Here is a 17,794-nt window from a genome sequence, read left to right as displayed (position 1 = left end):
TCCCTCAAAGTCAGCGGCGCAGCCGGTTGAGCACTTCCATGCTCGGGTGACCGTCGACAGGCATGCCGACCCGCTTCTGGTAGGTTTCGATCGCGCCGCGCGACCCGGAGCCGATCTTGCCATCGATCGGACCGTCATAAAGCCCGACCGATCCGAGGCGTTTCTGCAGTTCCTGTTTCTCCGCGAAACTCAGCTTGGTGAAGGGCCGGTTCCAGTCGCGTTCCAGGCCGCCATAACCGGCGATCTCGTCGGCCAGCAGACCGACGGCCAGGGCGTATTTGTCGGCGTTGTTGTAGCGTTTCAGGACGAAGAAATTGCGCGTCATCAGGAAGGCCGGCCCGGCGCGCCCGTCGGGCACTTTCAATTCGGCCTTCTCGGACGGGCGCGGGAAGGGTTTGCCGTTGGTGCGCGTTACGCCGATCGACTGCCACCTGGCCAACGACATCGATCCGCCGGGAAACTTGCGGCCGGGCGGCAGGCTGACCTCGTATCCCCAGGTCTTGCCGCTCTGCCAGCCGTTCTTGCGCAACAGATTCGCCGCCGTCGCCAGGGCGTCGGGAATGGAGTTCCAGATGTCGCGGCGGCCATTGCCGTCAATGTCGACCGCGTAGGCCTGGTAGCTGGTGGGGATGAACTGGGTGTGGCCCATCGCACCGGCCCAAGACCCGGTCAGATGGGAGACGTCGATGTCGCCCGATTGCAGGATCTTCAAGGCGGCGAGGAGCTGGGTGCGCGCGAACTTGGCGCGCCGCTTGTCCGCATAGGCCAATGTCGACAGCGAGCGCACCACATTGCGCATTACGCGGTCGTTTTTGAGGATTTCGCCGTAATTCGATTCCATCGACCAGATCGCCAGCAGGATATGGCGGTCGACGCCGAAGCGCGATTCGATGCGGTCGAGCCAGTTCTTCCATTGGCGCGCCATCTGGCGACCCACGGAGATGGACTGTTCGTGAACGCGGTTGTCGAAATAATCCCAGACCGGGGCGGTGAATTCCGGCTGATAGCGCGCCTTCTCCAGCACTTCCGGGTCGGGCGCGGTCACGCCGCGAAACGCGCGGTCGAGCGTGGACTTGGAAATACCGTTCTTCTGGGCGGTGGTGCGGAAACCCGCCACCCAGCGTTCGAACTTGGCATCGGCCAGCACCGGGGAGGTCAGCAGGGCGAAGGCGAAGGCGGCACCGGCGACAAGGCTGGTCGCACGTGCGGCAACTGATTTTGCAAACATCATCTGGTCCGTTTGTTGTCTCGGGATGATCTTTCGCGGTTTGCGGTTAGAAAATGGTTTACCATAGTGTGAATCAACGAGACATAGGCTGGTGCATCCGCACCGATCCGCCCTCCTGTTCGATATTTTTTAATTCCGGCATGAAGATGTCATGATCGGAATCGAAGGCATGGTTGCAGTGATGAAGAAAGTTCGAAAAGCGGTTTTCCCGGTGGCGGGACTCGGCACACGGTTCTTGCCGGCGACGAAGGCCGTGCCCAAGGAAATGCTGACCGTGGTCGACAAACCCGTCATCCAGTATGTCGTCGACGAGGCGCGCGAGGCCGGCATCGAGCACCTGGTTTTCGTCACCGGGCGCAACAAGGGCGTCATCGAGGACCATTTCGACATCCAGGTCGAGCTTTACGACACGCTCGCCCAGCGCGGAAAGGATGCCCAACTCGCCCGGCTGCAGCGTATGCAGCCAGGGCCCGGCGAAACCAGCTTCACACGCCAGCAGGAGCCGTTGGGGCTGGGCCATGCGGTATGGTGCGCCCGCTCGATCGTCGGCGACGAGCCGTTTGCGCTTCTGCTGCCGGACATGATCATGCAGTCGAAGCGATCCTGCCTGACGGAGATGGTCGATCTCTACGCCCAGACCGGCCAGAACGTCGTGGCGGTGCAGGAATGCGATCCGGACGAGACGCATAAATACGGTATCGTCGAAAAGGGAAACGCGGCCGGTGCCGGTTTCGAGATCACCGGCATGGTGGAAAAGCCGGCCCCGGGGACGGCGCCATCCAATTTCTACATCAACGGGCGCTACATCCTGCAGCCGGAGATATTCGACGTTCTGGCCGAACAAAAACAGGGCGCTGGCGGCGAGATCCAGTTGACCGACGCCATGCTGACGTTGATGGAGCGCCAATCCTTTTACGGCTACCACTACAAGGGCCGGACCTTCGATTGCGGTTCGCCGGAGGGGTTCGTGGCGGCCAATGTCGCCTTCGCGCTGTGGCGACCCGATATCCAGCCTGCCGTCTCGGAGGAACTGGCACGCCTGATGGCGGAGATCGAGCCGGTCGAACGCCGGGCCACCAAGCGCTGACGCGCGCCCGCCTTTGGCACACACGGTTCAGCGCTGCAGCCGCAGCCCCAGATAGACGCTGCTGGCCTGCCAATCGCGGTTCGGCAGCGTGCTCTTGAAGGTCTCGTGGCGCAGGCGACCGTTGAGGCCGACGTAGCGGTTGAACCACCAGGTCGCGCCGGCTTCCGCGCGCAGCGCGCGTTCATTGTCGCTGGTGCCGACATAGTCGCGCCAGTCCGCGCCGATCGAGGCTTCCAGGAGCAGGTTGGCGCGTGCCTCGCGCGACAGCGCAAGCCCGCCCGAATACAGGATCGAGCCGCTCTCGCCGGCGCTGGTCGTGCCTTCGACGGTCGTTGAGCCGGTCAATGTGACGGTGGTGCTGCGCACCGGCGACCAGGCGAGGCGGGCATCGACGGCCGGTCCGGAAACGGGGATCAGGCGCGTGTCGTCGAAGGTCTCGCGCAGCCAGCCGGCGGACAGTTCGCCGGAAAGCTTTTCGCCGAAATCGAACGCCGCGCCGCCGCGCACGGCCAGCCGGTCGGCGGAGCGGGCAAAACCGCTCGTGTCGATTTCGAGATCGTAGAAACGGCGTCCGATCTCGGTCTCCACGAACGGCACGATCGCCGGCGAAATCTCGTATCCGACCCGCAGCGCGAGCGAGGCCAGGGTCGCGTTGCGTTCTTCCTGGGACAGGGTTCCACCGCCCGACAATTCGGCGTCGGAATAGATCTCGCGGTCGACGAGACCGGTCGCCGACAGGCGCAGCTTGCCGATATCCTTGCGCAGCCCGAGTGTGCCGGTAAGGCCGTGCTGGAGCGGCTGCGAGGCGGTGCCGACGATCACCACCGGGGAAGATGCCGTCTCCGGGCGCAGCGTGTAGGCAAACCCCGCGCTGGCTGCGTAACCGCCGCCGAGATCGAAATCGAGCGCGGTATCGAGCCCGCCCTGGGCCTGGGAATAATCGGCGCCGGACACCGATTTCAGGAACGTGCCGTAGAGGCTGGCGCGCGCGGCGTGGCGCGACCAGTCCGATACGGCGTTCAGGCGAAGCTGGGTCTCCGACAGCCAGCCTTCCTCGCCGCCGGGACTGGAATCGACATTGCTGGTCCAGCGCACACCCTGGTCGAGCGTCGCGGTGACGTCGAACGTGCCGAGCCGCAGGCCGAGCGGCGCGTAGGGTGCTTCCTCGGCTTCCAGATCGCGGGTTTCGATCGCTTCCAGGCGGCCGTTGAGGATTTCCGCCGAGCTGTTGGCGTCCTCGTCGAGACTGTCGAGGGTCGGCGCGCGCACCGAGGCGGTGGTCTCGACGATGTCCGCATTCTGCGCGTCGTCTCCGTCTTCTGCGGTCGTGGTCGGCGATCGGCCTCGTGTGCGCTCCGTCGCGCTATCCCGTTCCGCCTGGCGCCGGTTCTGGCGCGCCATCGACGGCCGGCCGGCGGGCCGCGGCGCGTCGGCGAAGGGATCGTCGTCGTCTTCGGAGTCGGCGAAAATGCTGCGTTCGCGCCCGGTTGTGTTCTCGCCATCCTCCGTTTCGTCGGGAAGCGCGCCTTCGCTGACCGGGACATAGGTCTGTCGCGCCGTGTTGCTCTCGGCAGGGCGAAGTTCCTCGCCGGGGCGGATGCCGCCGGACGACAGCAGGCTGCGGTTGACGGTTTCTGCCGAGACCTCGCCGCGAAGTTCGCTTTCCTGAGCGAAAACGGAGACTGTCGACACGCCGGTGCAAAGGAGGACGGCAAGGATGCCGGTGGCTGTCCCTCGCAAATGCGGGACGCCGGTTTTTTCCCGCATGCTTTTCGGCGTCCTCGTCATGTCCTGGTGCGTGCGCGCGTGGTGGAACTTTACCGAACCGTAAATCGGGATGGTTAACGCTTGGTTGAGAGGCGCGTCGGCGCCCTGCGTTCGGGCGCATCAAATGGCGTTGGACACGGCATGGCGAAGCAGCTAAACGAACGCCATGCAGGGCATACAAGAGAAACGGCAGCCGGATCGCGAGGCTGCGATCGCGTCTGCGGTGCGCACGGTCTCGACCGGCCAGTCCGGCATGGCCGCGCTGGCCGAGGCGCTCGACAACGGGCTTTCAGAACCGTTCGCGGATGCGGTGGCGCGTCTGGCGGCGATTCGCGGACGGGTGATCGCGACCGGCGTCGGCAAAAGCCACCATATCGGCTCGAAACTGGCCGCGACGCTGTCGTCCACGGGAACGCCGGCGTTCTTCGTGCATCCCGCGGAAGCCAATCACGGCGATCTCGGCATGATCACCCGCGACGACGCCGTCATCGCCATGTCCTGGTCGGGCGAAAGCTCGGAGCTGAAGGGGATCGTCTCCTATTCGAAACGGTTCGCGATTCCGCTGATCGCGATCACGTCCGGCGAGGACTCCACCCTGGCGCGCGAGGCCGACATCGTTTTGTGCCTGCCCAAGGCGGCCGAGGCCTGCCCGCACGGGCTGGCGCCGACGACGTCGACATTGCTGCAACTGGCGATCGGCGACGCGCTGGCGGTGGCGTTGCTGGAAGCGCGCGGTTTCACGCCGGATAATTTCAAGACCTTCCATCCCGGCGGCAAGCTCGGCGCCAACCTGACCCAGGTGCGCGAGATCATGCATGGCGGCGACGAACTGCCGCTGGTCGGGCCGGGAACCCGCATGCCCGAAGCCGTGATGATGCTGGCGCAAAAACGCTTCGGCTGCGTGTGCGTGACCGATGCCGGCGGCCGGCTGGCGGGCATCTTCACCGATGGGGACCTGGCGCGCAGCCTCGACCGCAACCTCGCCGAACTCGCCGTCGAGGACCTGATGACGCGCGCGCCGAAGACGATCGGCCCGGCCACGCTCGCCGGCGCGGCCATGGCCGTGCTCAACGAACATCATATCAGCGCCCTGGTCGTGGTCGAGGAGGGCCGGCCGGTCGGGATCGTCCATTTCCACGATCTGCTGGCGATCGGCGCGGCCTGAGACGCCGGCATTGCCTGGTCGAAAGCCTGCCCGCTATCAGATGATTTCGACGACCAGATCGCCGTCCTTGACCGCGATCACGCGCACCCGCGTTCCCGCCGCCGCGTCGGGCCCCGTCACGCGCCAATAGGTGTCGCCGATGCGGATACGGCCGCGGCTTTCGCGGATGGCCTCGTCCAGCGTGGCGGTTCGTCCGACGAGCTGCCTGGCGCGCTGGTTGAGCAGCGGCTGGTCGCTCGGCGTCTGCCGGCCGTGGACGAAGCGGTAGCCGCCATAGGCGGCGACCAGCGACAGGGCGAGAAACACCAGCGTCTGCACCTGCCAGTCCCAGAACCGGGCGTCCCACAGCGCGATCGACAACAGGCCGGTGGCCAGAGCCGCCAGCCCGATCCAGACGAGAAAAACGCCGGGAACGAGGATTTCGGCCGCGAGCAGCGCGAAGCCGAGCACAATCCAGCTCCAGGGACCGAGTTCAACCAAGACGCTTGCGATCATGTCAGGTTTTCCCGTGTCGGGTTCACGACTCGTCCGGGGTGACGACGGGCGGCCGCGCCGGGCTGCGCCGGACCAGCGGAACCGCATCCTCGCCGAACACCTCCTTGGCGATCGCGCCGATGCCGCCCAGCGAGCCGATCAGAGACGAAGCCTCGAACGGCATCAGGACGACCTTGTTGTTGTTGGCCGAGCCGATTTTGGCCAGCGCCTCGGTATATTTCTGGGCGACGAAATAGTTGATCGCCTGCACGCCGCCCTGGGCGATCGCCTCGGAAACCGACTGGGTGGCGCGCGCCTCGGCCTGTGCGAGGCGTTCGCGGGCTTCGGCGTCGCGGAACGCGGCCTCCTTGCGGCCTTCCGCCTCCAGCACCTGGGCCTGTTTCAAGCCTTCGGCCTCCAGAATCTGGGCACGCTTGTTGCGCTCGGCCATCATCTGGCGGGCCATGGACTCGACCAGGTTTTCGGGCGGGTTGATATCCTTGATCTCGACCCGGGTCATTTTCACGCCCCAGGGATTGGCGGCCTCGTCGACGACGCGCAGCAGGCGCTCGTTGATGGCGTCGCGATTCGACAGCAGCTCGTCGAGGTCCATCGATCCCATGACGGAACGGATATTCGTCATGGTCAGGTTGAGGATCGCGTTTTCCAGGCCCGACACCTGATAGGCGGCCTGGGCGGCGTTGAGCACCTGATAGAAGGCGACGCCGTCCACGGCCACGATGGCGTTGTCGCGGGTGATCACTTCCTGGGTCGGCACGTCGAGCACCTGCTCCATCATGTTCAGCCTGGCGCCGACGCGGTCGATGAAGGGCACGATGAGGTTGAGGCCGGGCGACAGGGTGCGGGTGTAGCGGCCGAAGCGCTCGACGGTGTAATTGCTACCCTGCGGGACCGTCTTGATGCCGACGAAGATGAGCAGCAGGACGAGAACAACGAGGACCGGAATGAGTATGTCGAGACCGGTGATTGGCATGCGTATGTCCTCCGCTGGCCATGTCGAATGGGAACCGGCGATGGGCCGGCGCCCTTGTCAGCGGAAAGACTTAGACCGTTTTGTGGCGGGATGGAAACAGTTGTGCCGGCCGTCCGGTCATGAACCCGCCGGAACGCGTTCGGTCAGCCAGGCGTCGATGGCGTTCATGGTTGCCTCGGCATCCACCAGGCCGAGATGGTTGACGCCGGCCAGGATGCGATAGGAGCCGCTGCTTGTGTGCGGCCCGATCGTCGGCTCGTACTTGTCGGCGATGAATGCCTCGTCCCGGTCGCCCGCGAGCAGCAAAAACGGCCGGTCGAGCCGCGCGAGATCGCCAATGTAATCGGGACGCGGCGCGAAGGAGACATTCATGCGGTAGGTGTAGCGTGTTGTGGCGGTGTCGCCGAGCGGGCCGTCGAGCACGGATCGCGGCATGGCGAAGCTGATTACCGGCAGATGGTTGAAGGCGGTGATGCCGAGCGTGTTGATAAGGCCGAGCGCGATGATGCGCCCGGTCGCCGGGCGCGCCCAGCCGCCCGACGCGGGGCGTGTGGTCGGCGCATCATATTTCAGAAAGGGCGCGAGCAGCAGGAAGGCGTCGGCCTCACCGCCATAACGCCCGCCGGCAAAACGCACGACCAGCCCGCCGCCCGACGAATGGCCGCCGAGCACGAGCCGTCCGGGCTCGCCGCCGTTCTTCAGGTGGGCGATCAGGTCGAAAAGGTCTTCCTCGAGCTGGCCGATATGGTCGACGTCGCCGCGCCGGACCGGGTCCGGCCCATGTCCGCGCAAGTCGGGCACGATCACGGTTCCAAGCCCATTCGCTGCGAGCGCCGTGGCGAGCGCATGAAACTGCATGCCGTGCCAGCCCGAGCCGTGGACGAGAATGATCGTGCGCGCGGCACTGTTATTGGCTGCGGCATAGCGCCGGTAGGAGAGCACAGTCGCGTCGCGGGCATGATAACCCTGCAGGTCGGGGAGAGCGGACAGGTCCGCCGCGATCGCGGTGGCGAAATCGAGCCCGGTCCCGGCGTCCGGCCGCGGGCGTTCGGGTGGACGACTGAAGGCGACGAGGCCGGCGAGGATCGCGACGCCGGCGGCCAGCGTGACGAGAGCGGACGGAATGAGCCTGGAAGACATGCCGGTTGTCTCCTGCGACCTCAGATCCAGCCGGACAGTTCGCGGCGCACCATCGCCTCGATCACCGCCATGCCTTCGGCACTGTCGTTGAGGCAGGGAATATGGGTGAAATTCTTTCCGCCCGCCTCATGGAATATCTCGCCTGCCTCACCGGCGATCTCCTCGAGCGTTTCCAGGCAGTCGGAGACGAAGCCCGGATTGAAGACCGCGATCGATTTCACGCCCTCGCGCGCCAGCTTCTCGACGGTCTTGTCGGTATAGGGCTGCAGCCATTCCTCCGGGCCGAAGCGCGACTGGAAACAGGTTATCAGCCGCTTCTCGTCCCAGCCGAGCCGTTCGCGCAGCAGCCGCGTCGTCTTCTGGCAATGGCAGTGATAGGGGTCGCCGGCGCGGAAATAGCTCTGCGGAATGCCGTGATAGGAGGCGATCGCCGTCTCGGGCTCGAAATCGAGCGTGGCGAGATGGGTTTCGATCGACCGCGCGAGCGCGTCGATATAGACAGGCTCGTCGTGATAGGCCGGCACGGTGCGGGTGGCCGGCATCCAACGTTTTTTCATCAGCGCCCTGAAGAACGCGTCGTTGACGGTCGCGGTCGTGGTCGCCGAATATTGCGGGTAGAGCGGGAACATGACGATGCGGTCGCAGCCGGCGTCCGTCAGCCTGTCGAGCACGGTCTCGATCGCCGGCTGCCCGTAGCGCATCGCCCAGTCGACGACGACCTCGTCGTGGCCCTGCAACGCGTGCGCCAGCTTTTCGGCCTGGGCGCGGGTGAAGGTGCGCAGCGGCGATTCGTTGCGCTCGCGGTTCCAGATCTTGTCGTAGGCGGCGCCCGATTTCTTCGGGCGCGTGTTGAGCACGATGCCGTAGAGGATCGGATACCAGAGCGCGCGCGGCCATTCGATCACGCGCTTGTCGGACAGAAACTCGCGCAGATAGCGGCGCATCGAGGTGAAATCGGTGCCGTCCGGCGTGCCCAGATTGACCAGCATGACGCCGACCTTCGGCGGCGCGACGCGCGGATGGCCGGACGGCAGTGGGCCGGTCTTCCTGGTCTGTGTGTCGGCAAGGGCCGGAGTGAGTGTCATGAAGCAGTCCTCGTGCGAGCAAGGCACATAGCGGCCGGTGGCGCGCGATCAAGCGTGTGCGCTGATCTATACCAAGGCGCCGGCAACAAAAACAAACCCCGCTCCCGATAGCGGGAGCGGGGCAATTGGTCGCGAGGTCGCGACCGGGTCGGTTCTAGTTGGCGGCCGGAACCTTGAGCGGGCTGCCGATCGGCAGGAAATTGGGATCATAGTCCGGATTGGCCGCCTTGATTTTGGTCCACATCCTCGGATCGCCGTAGAATTTGCGGGCGAGTTCCCAGTAATTGTCGCCGCGCGCGATCGTGTAGGTCTTGTCGTCCATCGCCATTTCGCCATTGGCGGGTTTATCGGCGGGGAGGGTGGTTTCCTCGGCGGTCTTCATGTCCGCCTCCTTGGCCATTTTTTCCTCTTCGGCCTTCTTCATGGCGGCCTCTTCGGCGGCCTTGGCTTCCTCGGCGGCTTTCATGTCCGCCTCCTCGGCCATTTTTTCTTCCTCTGCCTTCTTCATGGCAGCCTCTTCGGCGGTCTTGTCGGCCACCTCGTCGGCGGGGAGTTCCGGCGCTTTGGTCGTCAAGGTGTTCGACATTGCGGGCAGTTCCGGGGTTTCCACCACGGGCTCGCTCGCGGGCGCGGCCTCGGCGGCCATGTCGTCTTCCTTGGGTTCCTCGGCAGCCGCCATCCCCTCGACCCTGGTGATGCGTCCCTCGATCACCGGCTGATAGGGACGGTTTTCGACCAGATAGTCGGCGACCACCTGTTCCAGGCCCGGGCCGTAGTCGTAGGCGTTTTCGGCGTTGGTCTTGAACAGCGCGTAGCCGTCGCCGCCATTGCGCATGAAATTATTGCTGACAACGCCGTAGGTCTTGTCCGGGTCGATCGGTACCCAGGTTCCGTCTTCGTTGACCTCGACCGACTGGATGCGGCCTTCGTTCGATGCGACGGAGGGATCCAAGCTGAAGCGCAGGCCGGCGACCTGGGCGAAGCGGCCGCCGCCGTCCTCGATCTGACTGACGCCGTTTTCCAGCGAAGCGACGATGTCGGCGCCCTTCAACTGGAAGGTGGCGAGCGTGTTCTGGAACGGCAGCACGGCCAGCACCTCGCCCATCGTGATCTCGCCGGCGTCGATCGAGGCGCGCAGTCCGCCGCCGTTCTGGATGGCGACCTGGACGCCCTGGTCCTTGACCCGGTCGAGCATGGCGTCGGCGACGAGATTGCCCATCTCGCATTCCTGCGCCCGGCAGGTGTCGCGGCTGCCGTCGATCGGCGCGCTGGTCTCGGCGACCACCTTGTTCTTGAGCTCCTCGATCGGCGCGCCGAGCTCGGCGATGCGCGCCAACACGGCTTCGTCCGGCGCAACCGAGGCGTCGAGCAGCATCGGGTCGCCGGCGGCGGAGGTCACGACGCCATCGTCGTTGAAAACGACCTGGAATTCGCCGAGATATTTCGAATAGGAGGCAGCCTGCACCACCGGTACGGCATAACCGTCCGGATTGTCGACCATCGTCGGATAGGGGCCGGCCGCGCCGTCGTCCTGGTTGGACAGGAGCGTGTGGCTGTGGCCGCCGACCACCACGTCGACGCCGGGGATCTTGGCGATCGCGGCGAGGTCGCGCGGGTAGCCGACATGGGTCAGCGCGATGATCTTGTCGACCCCTTGCGCCTTGACCGCCTCGACCGCGGCGGTGATCGTGGCGACATCCTCCTCGATGGTGACGTTGTCGCCCGGCGAGGACAATTCGGCGGTATCGTTGGCGACCGCGCCGACCACGGCGATCCGCTCGCCACCGCGTTCGAAGATCGTGAACGGCTCGATGCGGCCGGCCAGTTTCGAGGCGTCGGTCACCTTCACATTGGTGCTCAGCACCGGGAAGTCGGCAATGTCGAGGAAGGTCGTGAGGCCGTCCTCGCCGTCGTCGAATTCATGATTGCCGACGGCCATGGCGTCGGTGCCCATCAGATTGAGGAACTCCGCTTCGACCGCGCCTTTGTAGGTCGTGTAAAACAAGGAGCCCTGGAAATTGTCGCCGGCATTGAGAAACAAGAGGTTCTGGCCGTCGAGCGCGGCGCGCCGGTCGCGCACCGCGGTGACGAGGCGCGCGGCGCCGCCGAAACACTTGCCCTCGGTCTCGTCGTCGGCCGAGCAGGTCGAATCGTATTTGTTGATCGACTCGATCCGGCTGTGCCAGTCGTTGATATGCAGGATGGTGAGCGTGTAGTCGGCAAACGAGGCCGATGCCGACAGGGCCAGTATCGAGGCCGAGGCAGCAGCGAGTGCGGCGAGTTTCTTCATGACCATTCTCCCGTTAACCCCCGGCCGGCTTGCGGCGCGGCCGGGTTCGAACAACCCAGTTCAGAACTAGCGCGCTTTATTGTCAAAATTATCGCGCCTGGTTGCAGGCCATGTTCACACCGAGGCCGGTCCGATGCAAGCGTTTCGACGGCAGGGCTCAGGCCGAATAGTCGCGTTCGTCGGCGATGACACGGCCGTCATTGGGCAGCAGGCCGGCCCGAACGGCGCTCACCGTGCCGCCGAGCTTGGTCGTTTCGCGCAGCGTCGCCGTGATCGCGCCGACATCCGGGGCGACGTCGCCGGCCGGCTCGATCTGGAGTTCCATCGCGTCGCGATCGCCGTCGCGGCGCACCACGAGGCGCGCGCGCGCGATTTCCGGGTGGCGGCGCACGATGTCGGCGACCTGCTTGGGGTCGACGAACATGCCCTTGACCTTGGTGCGCTGGTCGGCGCGGCCCATCCAGCCCTTGATGCGCGTTCCCGTGCGCCCGCAGGCCGACGCGCCGGGCAGGATTGCCGACAGGTCGCCGGTGCCGAGCCGCACCAGCGGATAGATCGGGTTGAAGCCGGTCACGACCACCTCGCCGACCTCGCCGACCTCGACCGGGTCGCCGGTGCCCGGACGCACGATCTCCACGATCAGGTTCTCGTTGACGATCATGCCGGGCAGCGGCTTGCCGTCCGCGTCGACGGCCTCGTAGGCGATGACGCCGAATTCGGCGGTGGCGTAGCATTGCAGGACTTCGATGCCGCGCTCGGCATATTCGGCGCGCAGGGAGGGAAACAGAGCGCCGCCCGAGACCAGCCCGTGGCGAAAGCAGGACAGGTCCTTTTGCAACTCGCGTGCCTTGTCGAGCATGACCTTCAAAAAGTCGGGCGTGCCGCAATAGACCGAGGGTTTCAGCGCCGCCGCCGCCTCGACCTGCATTTCGGTGTTGCCGGTGCCGGCGGGAAACAGCATACAGCCGAGCGCCCGCGCCCCGGCGTCCAGAATGAAACCGCCGGGCGTCATATGATAGGCGAAGGCGTTGTGGACGATCGCACCGGGGCGGATGCCGGCGGCGAAGAAGGCGCGCGCGCCCTGGCCGGGATCGATGCCTTGTCCCTGCGGTTCCCAGATCGGCCCCGGCGACATGAAGATGCGCTGTCCGGCCAGCGCCCGGGCATCGACAAAGCCGCCGAAGGGCGGGTTTTGGCGCTGCATGTCCAGCAGTTCGGCCTTGCGCAGCACCGGCAGTCCGGCCAGCGCCCCGCGCGAGGTCACCGTTTCGGGGGCGACGCCGTCCAGCCAGCGCGCCAAGCCTGGCGCCGCCGCGACCGCGTCTGCGAGAAATCGCGGCAGGCGCCGAAACAGAATCCCGCTCGCGCTCGGCCGGGTCACGAACCTCCAGATCGTCGAAATAGGCGCTCATCGGCGTCCTCCTCCCCTTTTTGAGGCGTTATCGCAGGAGGGCGCTCGGCCACGCAAGGCGTGGCAATACACTTGAAAAAATAGTTTCGATCCGCGTCAGGCCCGGGCGAACGAAACCCGTCCGGCCGGGCAGCCGCCTTGCGTCATGCCGGCAGGCGTCGCGTGAGCACGAAGGTGGAGCCCGAGGCGCTGGTGCAATTGAGCTGGTCGGTCGTGACCTGGCGGCAGTTGAAGCTGATCTCGGCCGGCAGGCCGCGGCGCTTTCTGGCCAAGGACACGCCGGACATGGTGATCTGGTCGGCGCCGCTGGAGAAATAGCGGCCTTCCGAAAGCCGTTCGCCGGTATCGAGCGCCACGGTCTGGAACGAACCGCCCGACAGGGTCGAGACCCCTCCGGTCGCGTCGATCCACGTCCCCTGAAAACCGGTCGGACGGGGCGCCGCGGTGCCGCCGCCGGGGCCCTGCGTTTGACAGCCGGCCAAAATGGCCAAGCCGGCCGCAGCCAGGATCAGGGGGGACTTCTTCATCGTGGCGCTCCTCTCATCGTCACCGCCTGTCTTGCCGCGTCAGGCCGGCAAAAGCAAGGCGACAATGCGACGGGCGGGGCCGTCGGCACCGGCCGGCCACCTTGCGATCACCTGACGAGAATATTGCGGAACTGCCAGGGATCCTTGGCGTCGAGGTCTTCCGCGAACAGGCCGGGCCGGCCGTCGAGCGGCGTCCAGTCGGTGTAGTGGCCTTCGACCGGGCCGAGATAGGGTCTTTGCACCTCCAGGCAACGCGCGAAGTCCATCTCGTCGGTTTCCACGATGCCGGCGCGCGGGTTTTCGAGCGCCCAGACCATGCCGGCCAGCACGGCTGACGTCACCTGCAGGCCGGTCGCGTTCTGATAGGGCGCCAGCTTGCGGGTCTCATCGAGCGAAAGCCGCGAGCCGAACCAATAGGCGTTCTTCCTGTGGCCGTAGAGAAGCACGCCGAGCTCGTCGACGCCGTCGACCAGTTCGTTTTCGTCGAGCACGTGCTGGACCGGCTGGGCCTTGCCGGCGGCGCCGAACATCTCATGCAGCGACAGCACCGCGTCGTTGCAGGGGTGGTAGGCGTAGTGGCAGGTCGGCCGATAGGCGAGCTTGCCTTTGCCATCGCGCAGGGTGAAGAAATCGGCGATCGAGATCGCCTCGTTATGCGTGACCAGAAAGCCGTATTGCGCGCCCGGCGTCGGGCACCAGGTGCGCACGCGGGTGTTGGCGCCGGGCTGTTCCAGGTAGATCGCCGCCCGGTTGCCCTTTTTGTGGCTCCTGGCGTTCTTGGGTTTCCACTTCTCGTGCGTACCCCAGCCGAGCTCGGCCGGCTGCAGCCCCTCCGAGACGAAACCCTCCACCGACCAGGTGTTCCAGAACACGCCCATCGGTTTCGGGTTTTTGGCGCGCTGCGTGTCGCGCTCGGCGATGTGAATGCCCTTCACGCCGGCCTTTTTCATCAATTTCGCCCAGCCGCGGCGGTCGTCGGCACCGGGCCGCGTGTAGGCGAGCCCCAGATCGTCGGCGAGGTTGACCAGCGCCTGCTTGACGAACCACGAGACCATGCCGGGATTGGCGCCGCAGCACGACAGGGCGGTGGTGCCGCCGGGATGCTTGCGCTTTTCGCGGCGCACCGTCTCGCGCAGCGCGTAATTGGTGCGCGAGGCGTTGTCGGCCTTGTCGTCGAAATAGAAGCCGAGCCAGGGCTCCACGACCGTGTCGACGTAAAGCACGCCGAGCTTGCGGCACAATTTCATCAGGTCGAGCGAGGAGGTGTCGACCGACAGGTTGACGCAAAAGCCCTGGCCGTCTCCGGCGCTCAGATAGGGTGTCAGCAGTTCCTTGTAGTTGTCCCTGGTCACATGCGCCTGGACGAAGGCGATGCCGCGTTCGTCGAGCAGCGCGCGGTCGTCGTCGCGCGGATCGATCACCACCATGCGCGATTTGTCGAAGCGGAAATGGCGTTCGATCAGCGGCAGGGTGCCGCGGCCGATGGAACCGAAACCGATCATGACGATCGGTCCGGTGATGTCGCCGTGGATGGGCCAGTCCCTGTCGGCCATGCGGACAGGCTCCTTTCCGATTGCCAGTTGTTCCGGTTCGCGGCTAAATCACAAAGCCCTGTCACAATAAAGCGAAAACGCGCCGAAGGGCGAGCGCGGGTTTCGAAGCCGCGAAAAGGACGCTATGTGATAGGGACGAACAAAGCGGCTCCGTCGGTCCCGCCCCCAGGGACCGCACGGCCCGCAGGCCCACAACCGCAGGACAGTCTCATGCCAGCCTATCGTTCCCGCACAACCACTCATGGCCGCAACATGGCCGGCGCCCGCGGTCTGTGGCGCGCCACGGGCATGAAGGACGGCGATTTCGGCAAGCCGATCATCGCGGTTGTCAACTCCTTCACCCAGTTCGTGCCCGGTCACGTGCACCTGAAGGACCTCGGCCAGCTCGTCGCGCGCGAGATCGAGAGCGCCGGCGGTGTGGCCAAGGAGTTCAACACGATCGCCGTCGACGACGGCATCGCGATGGGCCATGACGGCATGCTCTATTCGCTGCCGTCGCGCGAGATCATCGCCGATTCCGTTGAATACATGGTCAACGCGCATTGCGCGGATGCCATGGTGTGCATTTCCAATTGCGACAAGATCACGCCCGGCATGCTGATGGCGGCCATGCGGCTGAACATCCCGTGCGTGTTCGTTTCGGGCGGCCCGATGGAGGCCGGCAAGGTCGTCCTCAACGACAAGACCATGGCGCTCGACCTCGCCGACGCGATGGTCGCGGCCGCCGACGACAGCGTTTCGGACCAGGACGTGCAGGCCATCGAGCGCTCGGCGTGCCCGACTTGCGGCTCGTGCTCGGGCATGTTCACCGCCAATTCGATGAACTGCCTGACCGAGGCGCTCGGCCTGTCCTTGCCCGGCAACGGCTCCACGCTCGCCACCCATGCCGACCGCAAGCGCCTGTTCGTGGAGGCCGGCCATCTGATCGTCGATCTCGCGCGCCGCTATTACGAGCAGGACGACGAGACGGCGCTGCCGCGCACCATCGCCTGCAAGGAGGCCTTTGAAAACGCCATGACGCTCGATGTCGCGATGGGCGGCTCGACCAACACGGTCTTGCATATCCTGGCCGCCGCGCTGGAAGGCGAGATCGACTTCGACCTCGACGACATCGACGCCCTGTCGCGCCGGGTGCCGGTGCTGTGCAAGGTCGCGCCGAGCAAGAGCGACGTCCATATGGAGGACGTGCACCGGGCCGGCGGCATCATGGCGATCCTGGGCGAACTCGACCGGGCCGGGCTGCTCAAGACCGACCTGCCGACGGTGCATTCGGTTTCGCTCGCCGATGCGCTCGACCGCTGGGACGTGGTGCGCACCGAGGCCGAAACCGTGCGCGATTTCTACCGCGCCGCGCCGGGCGGCGTGCCGACCCAGACCGCCTTCAGCCAGGATCGCCGCTGGGACGAACTCGATCTTGACCGCGAAAGCGGCGCCATCCGCTCGGCCGGGCATGCGTTCTCCAAGGATGGCGGGCTGGCGGTCTTGAAGGGCAATATCGCGCTTGAAGGCTGCGTCGTGAAGACCGCCGGCGTCGACGAGTCGATCCTCACATTCTCCGGACCGGCGGTGATCTTCGAAAGCCAGGACGCGGCGGTGAAGGGGATCCTCTCCAACGAGGTCAAGCCCGGCGACGTGGTGGTGATCCGCTACGAGGGGCCGCGCGGCGGACCCGGCATGCAGGAAATGCTCTATCCGACCAGCTATCTGAAGTCGAAAGGGCTCGGCAAGGTGTGCGCGCTCATCACCGACGGGCGCTTCTCCGGCGCCACGTCCGGCCTTTCGATCGGCCATGCCTCGCCGGAAGCCGCCGAGGGCGGTGCGATCGCGCTGGTGGAGGCCGGCGACATGATCGAGATCGACATTCCCAACCGCACGGTCAATGTCGCCGTCTCGGACGAGGAACTCGGGCGCCGCCGCGCGGCGATGGAGGCCAGAGGCGCGGACGCCTGGAAGCCGACGGCACCGCGCAAGCGTAAGGTGACCACTGCGCTCAAGGCCTATGCCGCGCTGACGACCAGCGCCTCCAAGGGAGCAGTCCGGCACGTGCCGGACTGATCCCTAACGGCCGCTTCGGTAATTTGAAAGGTAGCCCTCCGGTCCATCGGGGGCATTAGGCGGGTTGACCTGGCATGTGTGTGAAGGCGGTCGGCGTGTGCGTCAGGCCGCCGCCAGTCTCTGAAGCGCCGCGACCAGCCGGTCGCGGTCGGCGGCAAGCCCCTTATAGGCCAGTTGCGCGGCATCGAGCGCGGCGAGCTGGGCGGCAAGCGAGCCCGCCAGGGCGGCGCGGTCGGGATGGTCGGCCAGGATGCGCATCGGATCGAGAAAGATGCGGATCGTGAACAGGATGTCGCCGGAGTCGGGCAGTTTCCGCAGCGTCTGGCGTTCGACGCGGATGAAACTGCGCAGCAGCGGGGCGGCGTCTCGTGGCTTTCCCTCGCGGTCGCGCGTGGCCTTCGACAGCGGCTTGTGGAGTTCGTTGTCGTCCTGAAGCGACCAGTTCAGCCGCTCGACCGGCTGCGCGACCTTGAGATTGTCGAAAATGCGGTTGATCAGCCCGGCCGTGCGCGTTCCGCGGCCGAAACCGGGAACGGTGGCGTGGATATCCTCGAGCGGCCGGCCGAACTTTTCCGCCAGCGTCCACGATGAGGGAAAGCACAGCGATGCCGCGGCGAGCCGCCATCCGGCCTCGCCCTTGCGCATCAGGACGAGGTCTTCCTGGACCAGGAGCGAAGCCGTCTTGAGAGGAGGGGCGTCGCTATCACCCTCGCGCTCCATCGCAGCGAGCGCCGCCTCCCATTGCCGGGTTCCGGGAAAGAGCGCCGGAAAGCCGGCGGCGAGCTCGGCCCGCACGAGCGCGAGCACTTCGTTCTGGGCGTCGCGGGTTTCGGGTTCCGCGGCAAAGACGGCGGCGGGGGCGGTGTCGAACAGGCGGCGCTTCTCGGCCAGATAGGTTTCGTAGTCGCCGTCGATCTCGAGCCAGCTTTTGGGGTCGAGCGGTCTCAGCCCGATGGTGAACGGTGTGGCCGTGCCGTCATAGGGCGTGTGGGCGGGCTGCGCGCGGCGGCTCACCCTG

At 65.9% G+C, this 17,794-nt stretch carries 14 protein-coding genes; 3 read left to right on the top strand and 11 right to left on the bottom strand.

The features are described from left to right. Window positions 1-10: 10 nt before the first annotated feature. Window positions 11-1,228 carry a lytic murein transglycosylase gene (locus tag ACT2B0_RS14905; RefSeq protein WP_473458782.1) on the bottom strand — a complete coding sequence of 406 codons (1,218 nt, stop codon included), beginning with the start codon at window positions 1,226-1,228 and terminating at the stop codon, window positions 11-13. Window positions 1,229-1,409: 181 nt separating this feature from the next. Here ACT2B0_RS14905 and galU point away from each other — a divergent pair, with 181 nt between their 5' ends. After that, entirely contained in the window at window positions 1,410-2,315 is a 906-nt protein-coding gene (gene galU, locus ACT2B0_RS14900; RefSeq protein WP_350142226.1) for a UTP--glucose-1-phosphate uridylyltransferase GalU, read from the top strand. A gap of 27 nt (window positions 2,316-2,342) precedes the next feature. Here galU and ACT2B0_RS14895 read toward each other — a convergent pair whose 3' ends face one another. Beyond that, window positions 2,343-4,082, bottom strand: a complete 1,740-nt coding sequence (locus tag ACT2B0_RS14895; protein WP_481658408.1) for an outer membrane beta-barrel protein — start codon at window positions 4,080-4,082, stop codon at window positions 2,343-2,345. A 166-nt stretch (window positions 4,083-4,248) separates the two neighbouring features. Here ACT2B0_RS14895 and ACT2B0_RS14890 point away from each other — a divergent pair, with 166 nt between their 5' ends. Further along, complete coding sequence (locus tag ACT2B0_RS14890) at window positions 4,249-5,247, top strand: KpsF/GutQ family sugar-phosphate isomerase (protein ID WP_473458778.1); 999 nt, start codon at window positions 4,249-4,251, stop codon at window positions 5,245-5,247. A 36-nt stretch (window positions 5,248-5,283) separates the two neighbouring features. Here the strand turns inward: ACT2B0_RS14890 and ACT2B0_RS14885 are convergent, their stop codons facing one another. The 8 genes from ACT2B0_RS14885 to ACT2B0_RS14850 all read right to left on the bottom strand — a co-directional run bounded on the left by ACT2B0_RS14885 (window position 5,284) and on the right by ACT2B0_RS14850 (window position 14,721). Further along, window positions 5,284-5,742, bottom strand: coding sequence for an NfeD family protein (locus ACT2B0_RS14885; protein ID WP_473458776.1), 459 nt, complete (start codon window positions 5,740-5,742; stop codon window positions 5,284-5,286). A gap of 22 nt (window positions 5,743-5,764) precedes the next feature. Next, window positions 5,765-6,715 (bottom strand): SPFH domain-containing protein, encoded by a 951-nt coding sequence (locus ACT2B0_RS14880; protein WP_473458774.1) that lies wholly within the window; start codon window positions 6,713-6,715, stop codon window positions 5,765-5,767. A 117-nt stretch (window positions 6,716-6,832) separates the two neighbouring features. Beyond that, the gene (locus ACT2B0_RS14875) at window positions 6,833-7,855 is read right to left on the bottom strand and encodes an alpha/beta fold hydrolase (RefSeq protein ID WP_473458772.1); all 1,023 of its coding nucleotides are present in this window, start codon (window positions 7,853-7,855) and stop codon (window positions 6,833-6,835) included. A gap of 20 nt (window positions 7,856-7,875) precedes the next feature. Further along, a complete protein-coding gene (hemH, locus tag ACT2B0_RS14870; RefSeq protein WP_473458770.1) occupies window positions 7,876-8,940 on the bottom strand; it encodes a ferrochelatase in 1,065 nt (354 codons plus the stop codon). A gap of 154 nt (window positions 8,941-9,094) precedes the next feature. Then, window positions 9,095-11,230 carry a 5'-nucleotidase C-terminal domain-containing protein gene (locus tag ACT2B0_RS14865; protein ID WP_473458768.1) on the bottom strand — a complete coding sequence of 712 codons (2,136 nt, stop codon included), beginning with the start codon at window positions 11,228-11,230 and terminating at the stop codon, window positions 9,095-9,097. A 157-nt stretch (window positions 11,231-11,387) separates the two neighbouring features. Then, window positions 11,388-12,530: a phenylacetate--CoA ligase family protein gene (locus tag ACT2B0_RS14860; protein WP_481658407.1), complete on the bottom strand. Its 1,143-nt coding sequence runs from the start codon at window positions 12,528-12,530 to the stop codon at window positions 11,388-11,390. A 254-nt stretch (window positions 12,531-12,784) separates the two neighbouring features. Beyond that, window positions 12,785-13,168, bottom strand: a complete 384-nt coding sequence (locus ACT2B0_RS14855) for an Omp10 family outer membrane lipoprotein (protein ID WP_106570904.1) — start codon at window positions 13,166-13,168, stop codon at window positions 12,785-12,787. Window positions 13,169-13,275: 107 nt separating this feature from the next. Continuing rightward, complete coding sequence (locus tag ACT2B0_RS14850) at window positions 13,276-14,721, bottom strand: homospermidine synthase (RefSeq protein ID WP_473458764.1); 1,446 nt, start codon at window positions 14,719-14,721, stop codon at window positions 13,276-13,278. A gap of 210 nt (window positions 14,722-14,931) precedes the next feature. On the opposite strand from ACT2B0_RS14850, the gene ilvD reads away from it, so the two are divergent. Continuing rightward, on the top strand, window positions 14,932-16,776 hold the full coding sequence (ilvD, locus tag ACT2B0_RS14845) for a dihydroxy-acid dehydratase (protein ID WP_473458762.1): 1,845 nt from the start codon (window positions 14,932-14,934) through the stop codon (window positions 16,774-16,776). 102 nt (window positions 16,777-16,878) lie between these two features. Here ilvD and ACT2B0_RS14840 read toward each other — a convergent pair whose 3' ends face one another. Further along, window positions 16,879-17,790 (bottom strand): heme-dependent oxidative N-demethylase family protein, encoded by a 912-nt coding sequence (locus ACT2B0_RS14840; protein ID WP_473458760.1) that lies wholly within the window; start codon window positions 17,788-17,790, stop codon window positions 16,879-16,881. Between the last annotated feature and the right edge of the window lie 4 nt (window positions 17,791-17,794).

Source organism: Nitratireductor sp. J20-h4 (assembly GCF_056780505.1).
Note: the sequence above shows the minus strand (reverse complement) of the source record. Positions and strands in the feature narration are given on the sequence as shown.

Excerpts from the sequence above, each read along its gene's own strand:
- ACT2B0_RS14905 (WP_473458782.1), bottom strand. The coding sequence starts at position 1,228 with ATGTTTGCAAAATCAGTTGCCGCACGTGCGACCAGCCTTGTCGCCGGT.
- galU (WP_350142226.1), top strand. The coding sequence starts at position 1,410 with ATGAAGAAAGTTCGAAAAGCGGTTTTCCCGGTGGCGGGACTCGGCACA.
- ACT2B0_RS14895 (WP_481658408.1), bottom strand. The coding sequence starts at position 4,082 with ATGCGGGAAAAAACCGGCGTCCCGCATTTGCGAGGGACAGCCACCGGC.
- ACT2B0_RS14890 (WP_473458778.1), top strand. The coding sequence starts at position 4,249 with ATGCAGGGCATACAAGAGAAACGGCAGCCGGATCGCGAGGCTGCGATC.
- ACT2B0_RS14885 (WP_473458776.1), bottom strand. The coding sequence starts at position 5,742 with ATGATCGCAAGCGTCTTGGTTGAACTCGGTCCCTGGAGCTGGATTGTG.
- ACT2B0_RS14880 (WP_473458774.1), bottom strand. The coding sequence starts at position 6,715 with ATGCCAATCACCGGTCTCGACATACTCATTCCGGTCCTCGTTGTTCTC.
- ACT2B0_RS14875 (WP_473458772.1), bottom strand. The coding sequence starts at position 7,855 with ATGTCTTCCAGGCTCATTCCGTCCGCTCTCGTCACGCTGGCCGCCGGC.
- hemH (WP_473458770.1), bottom strand. The coding sequence starts at position 8,940 with ATGACACTCACTCCGGCCCTTGCCGACACACAGACCAGGAAGACCGGC.
- ACT2B0_RS14865 (WP_473458768.1), bottom strand. The coding sequence starts at position 11,230 with ATGAAGAAACTCGCCGCACTCGCTGCTGCCTCGGCCTCGATACTGGCC.
- ACT2B0_RS14855 (WP_106570904.1), bottom strand. The coding sequence starts at position 13,168 with ATGAAGAAGTCCCCCCTGATCCTGGCTGCGGCCGGCTTGGCCATTTTG.
- ACT2B0_RS14850 (WP_473458764.1), bottom strand. The coding sequence starts at position 14,721 with ATGGCCGACAGGGACTGGCCCATCCACGGCGACATCACCGGACCGATC.
- ilvD (WP_473458762.1), top strand. The coding sequence starts at position 14,932 with ATGCCAGCCTATCGTTCCCGCACAACCACTCATGGCCGCAACATGGCC.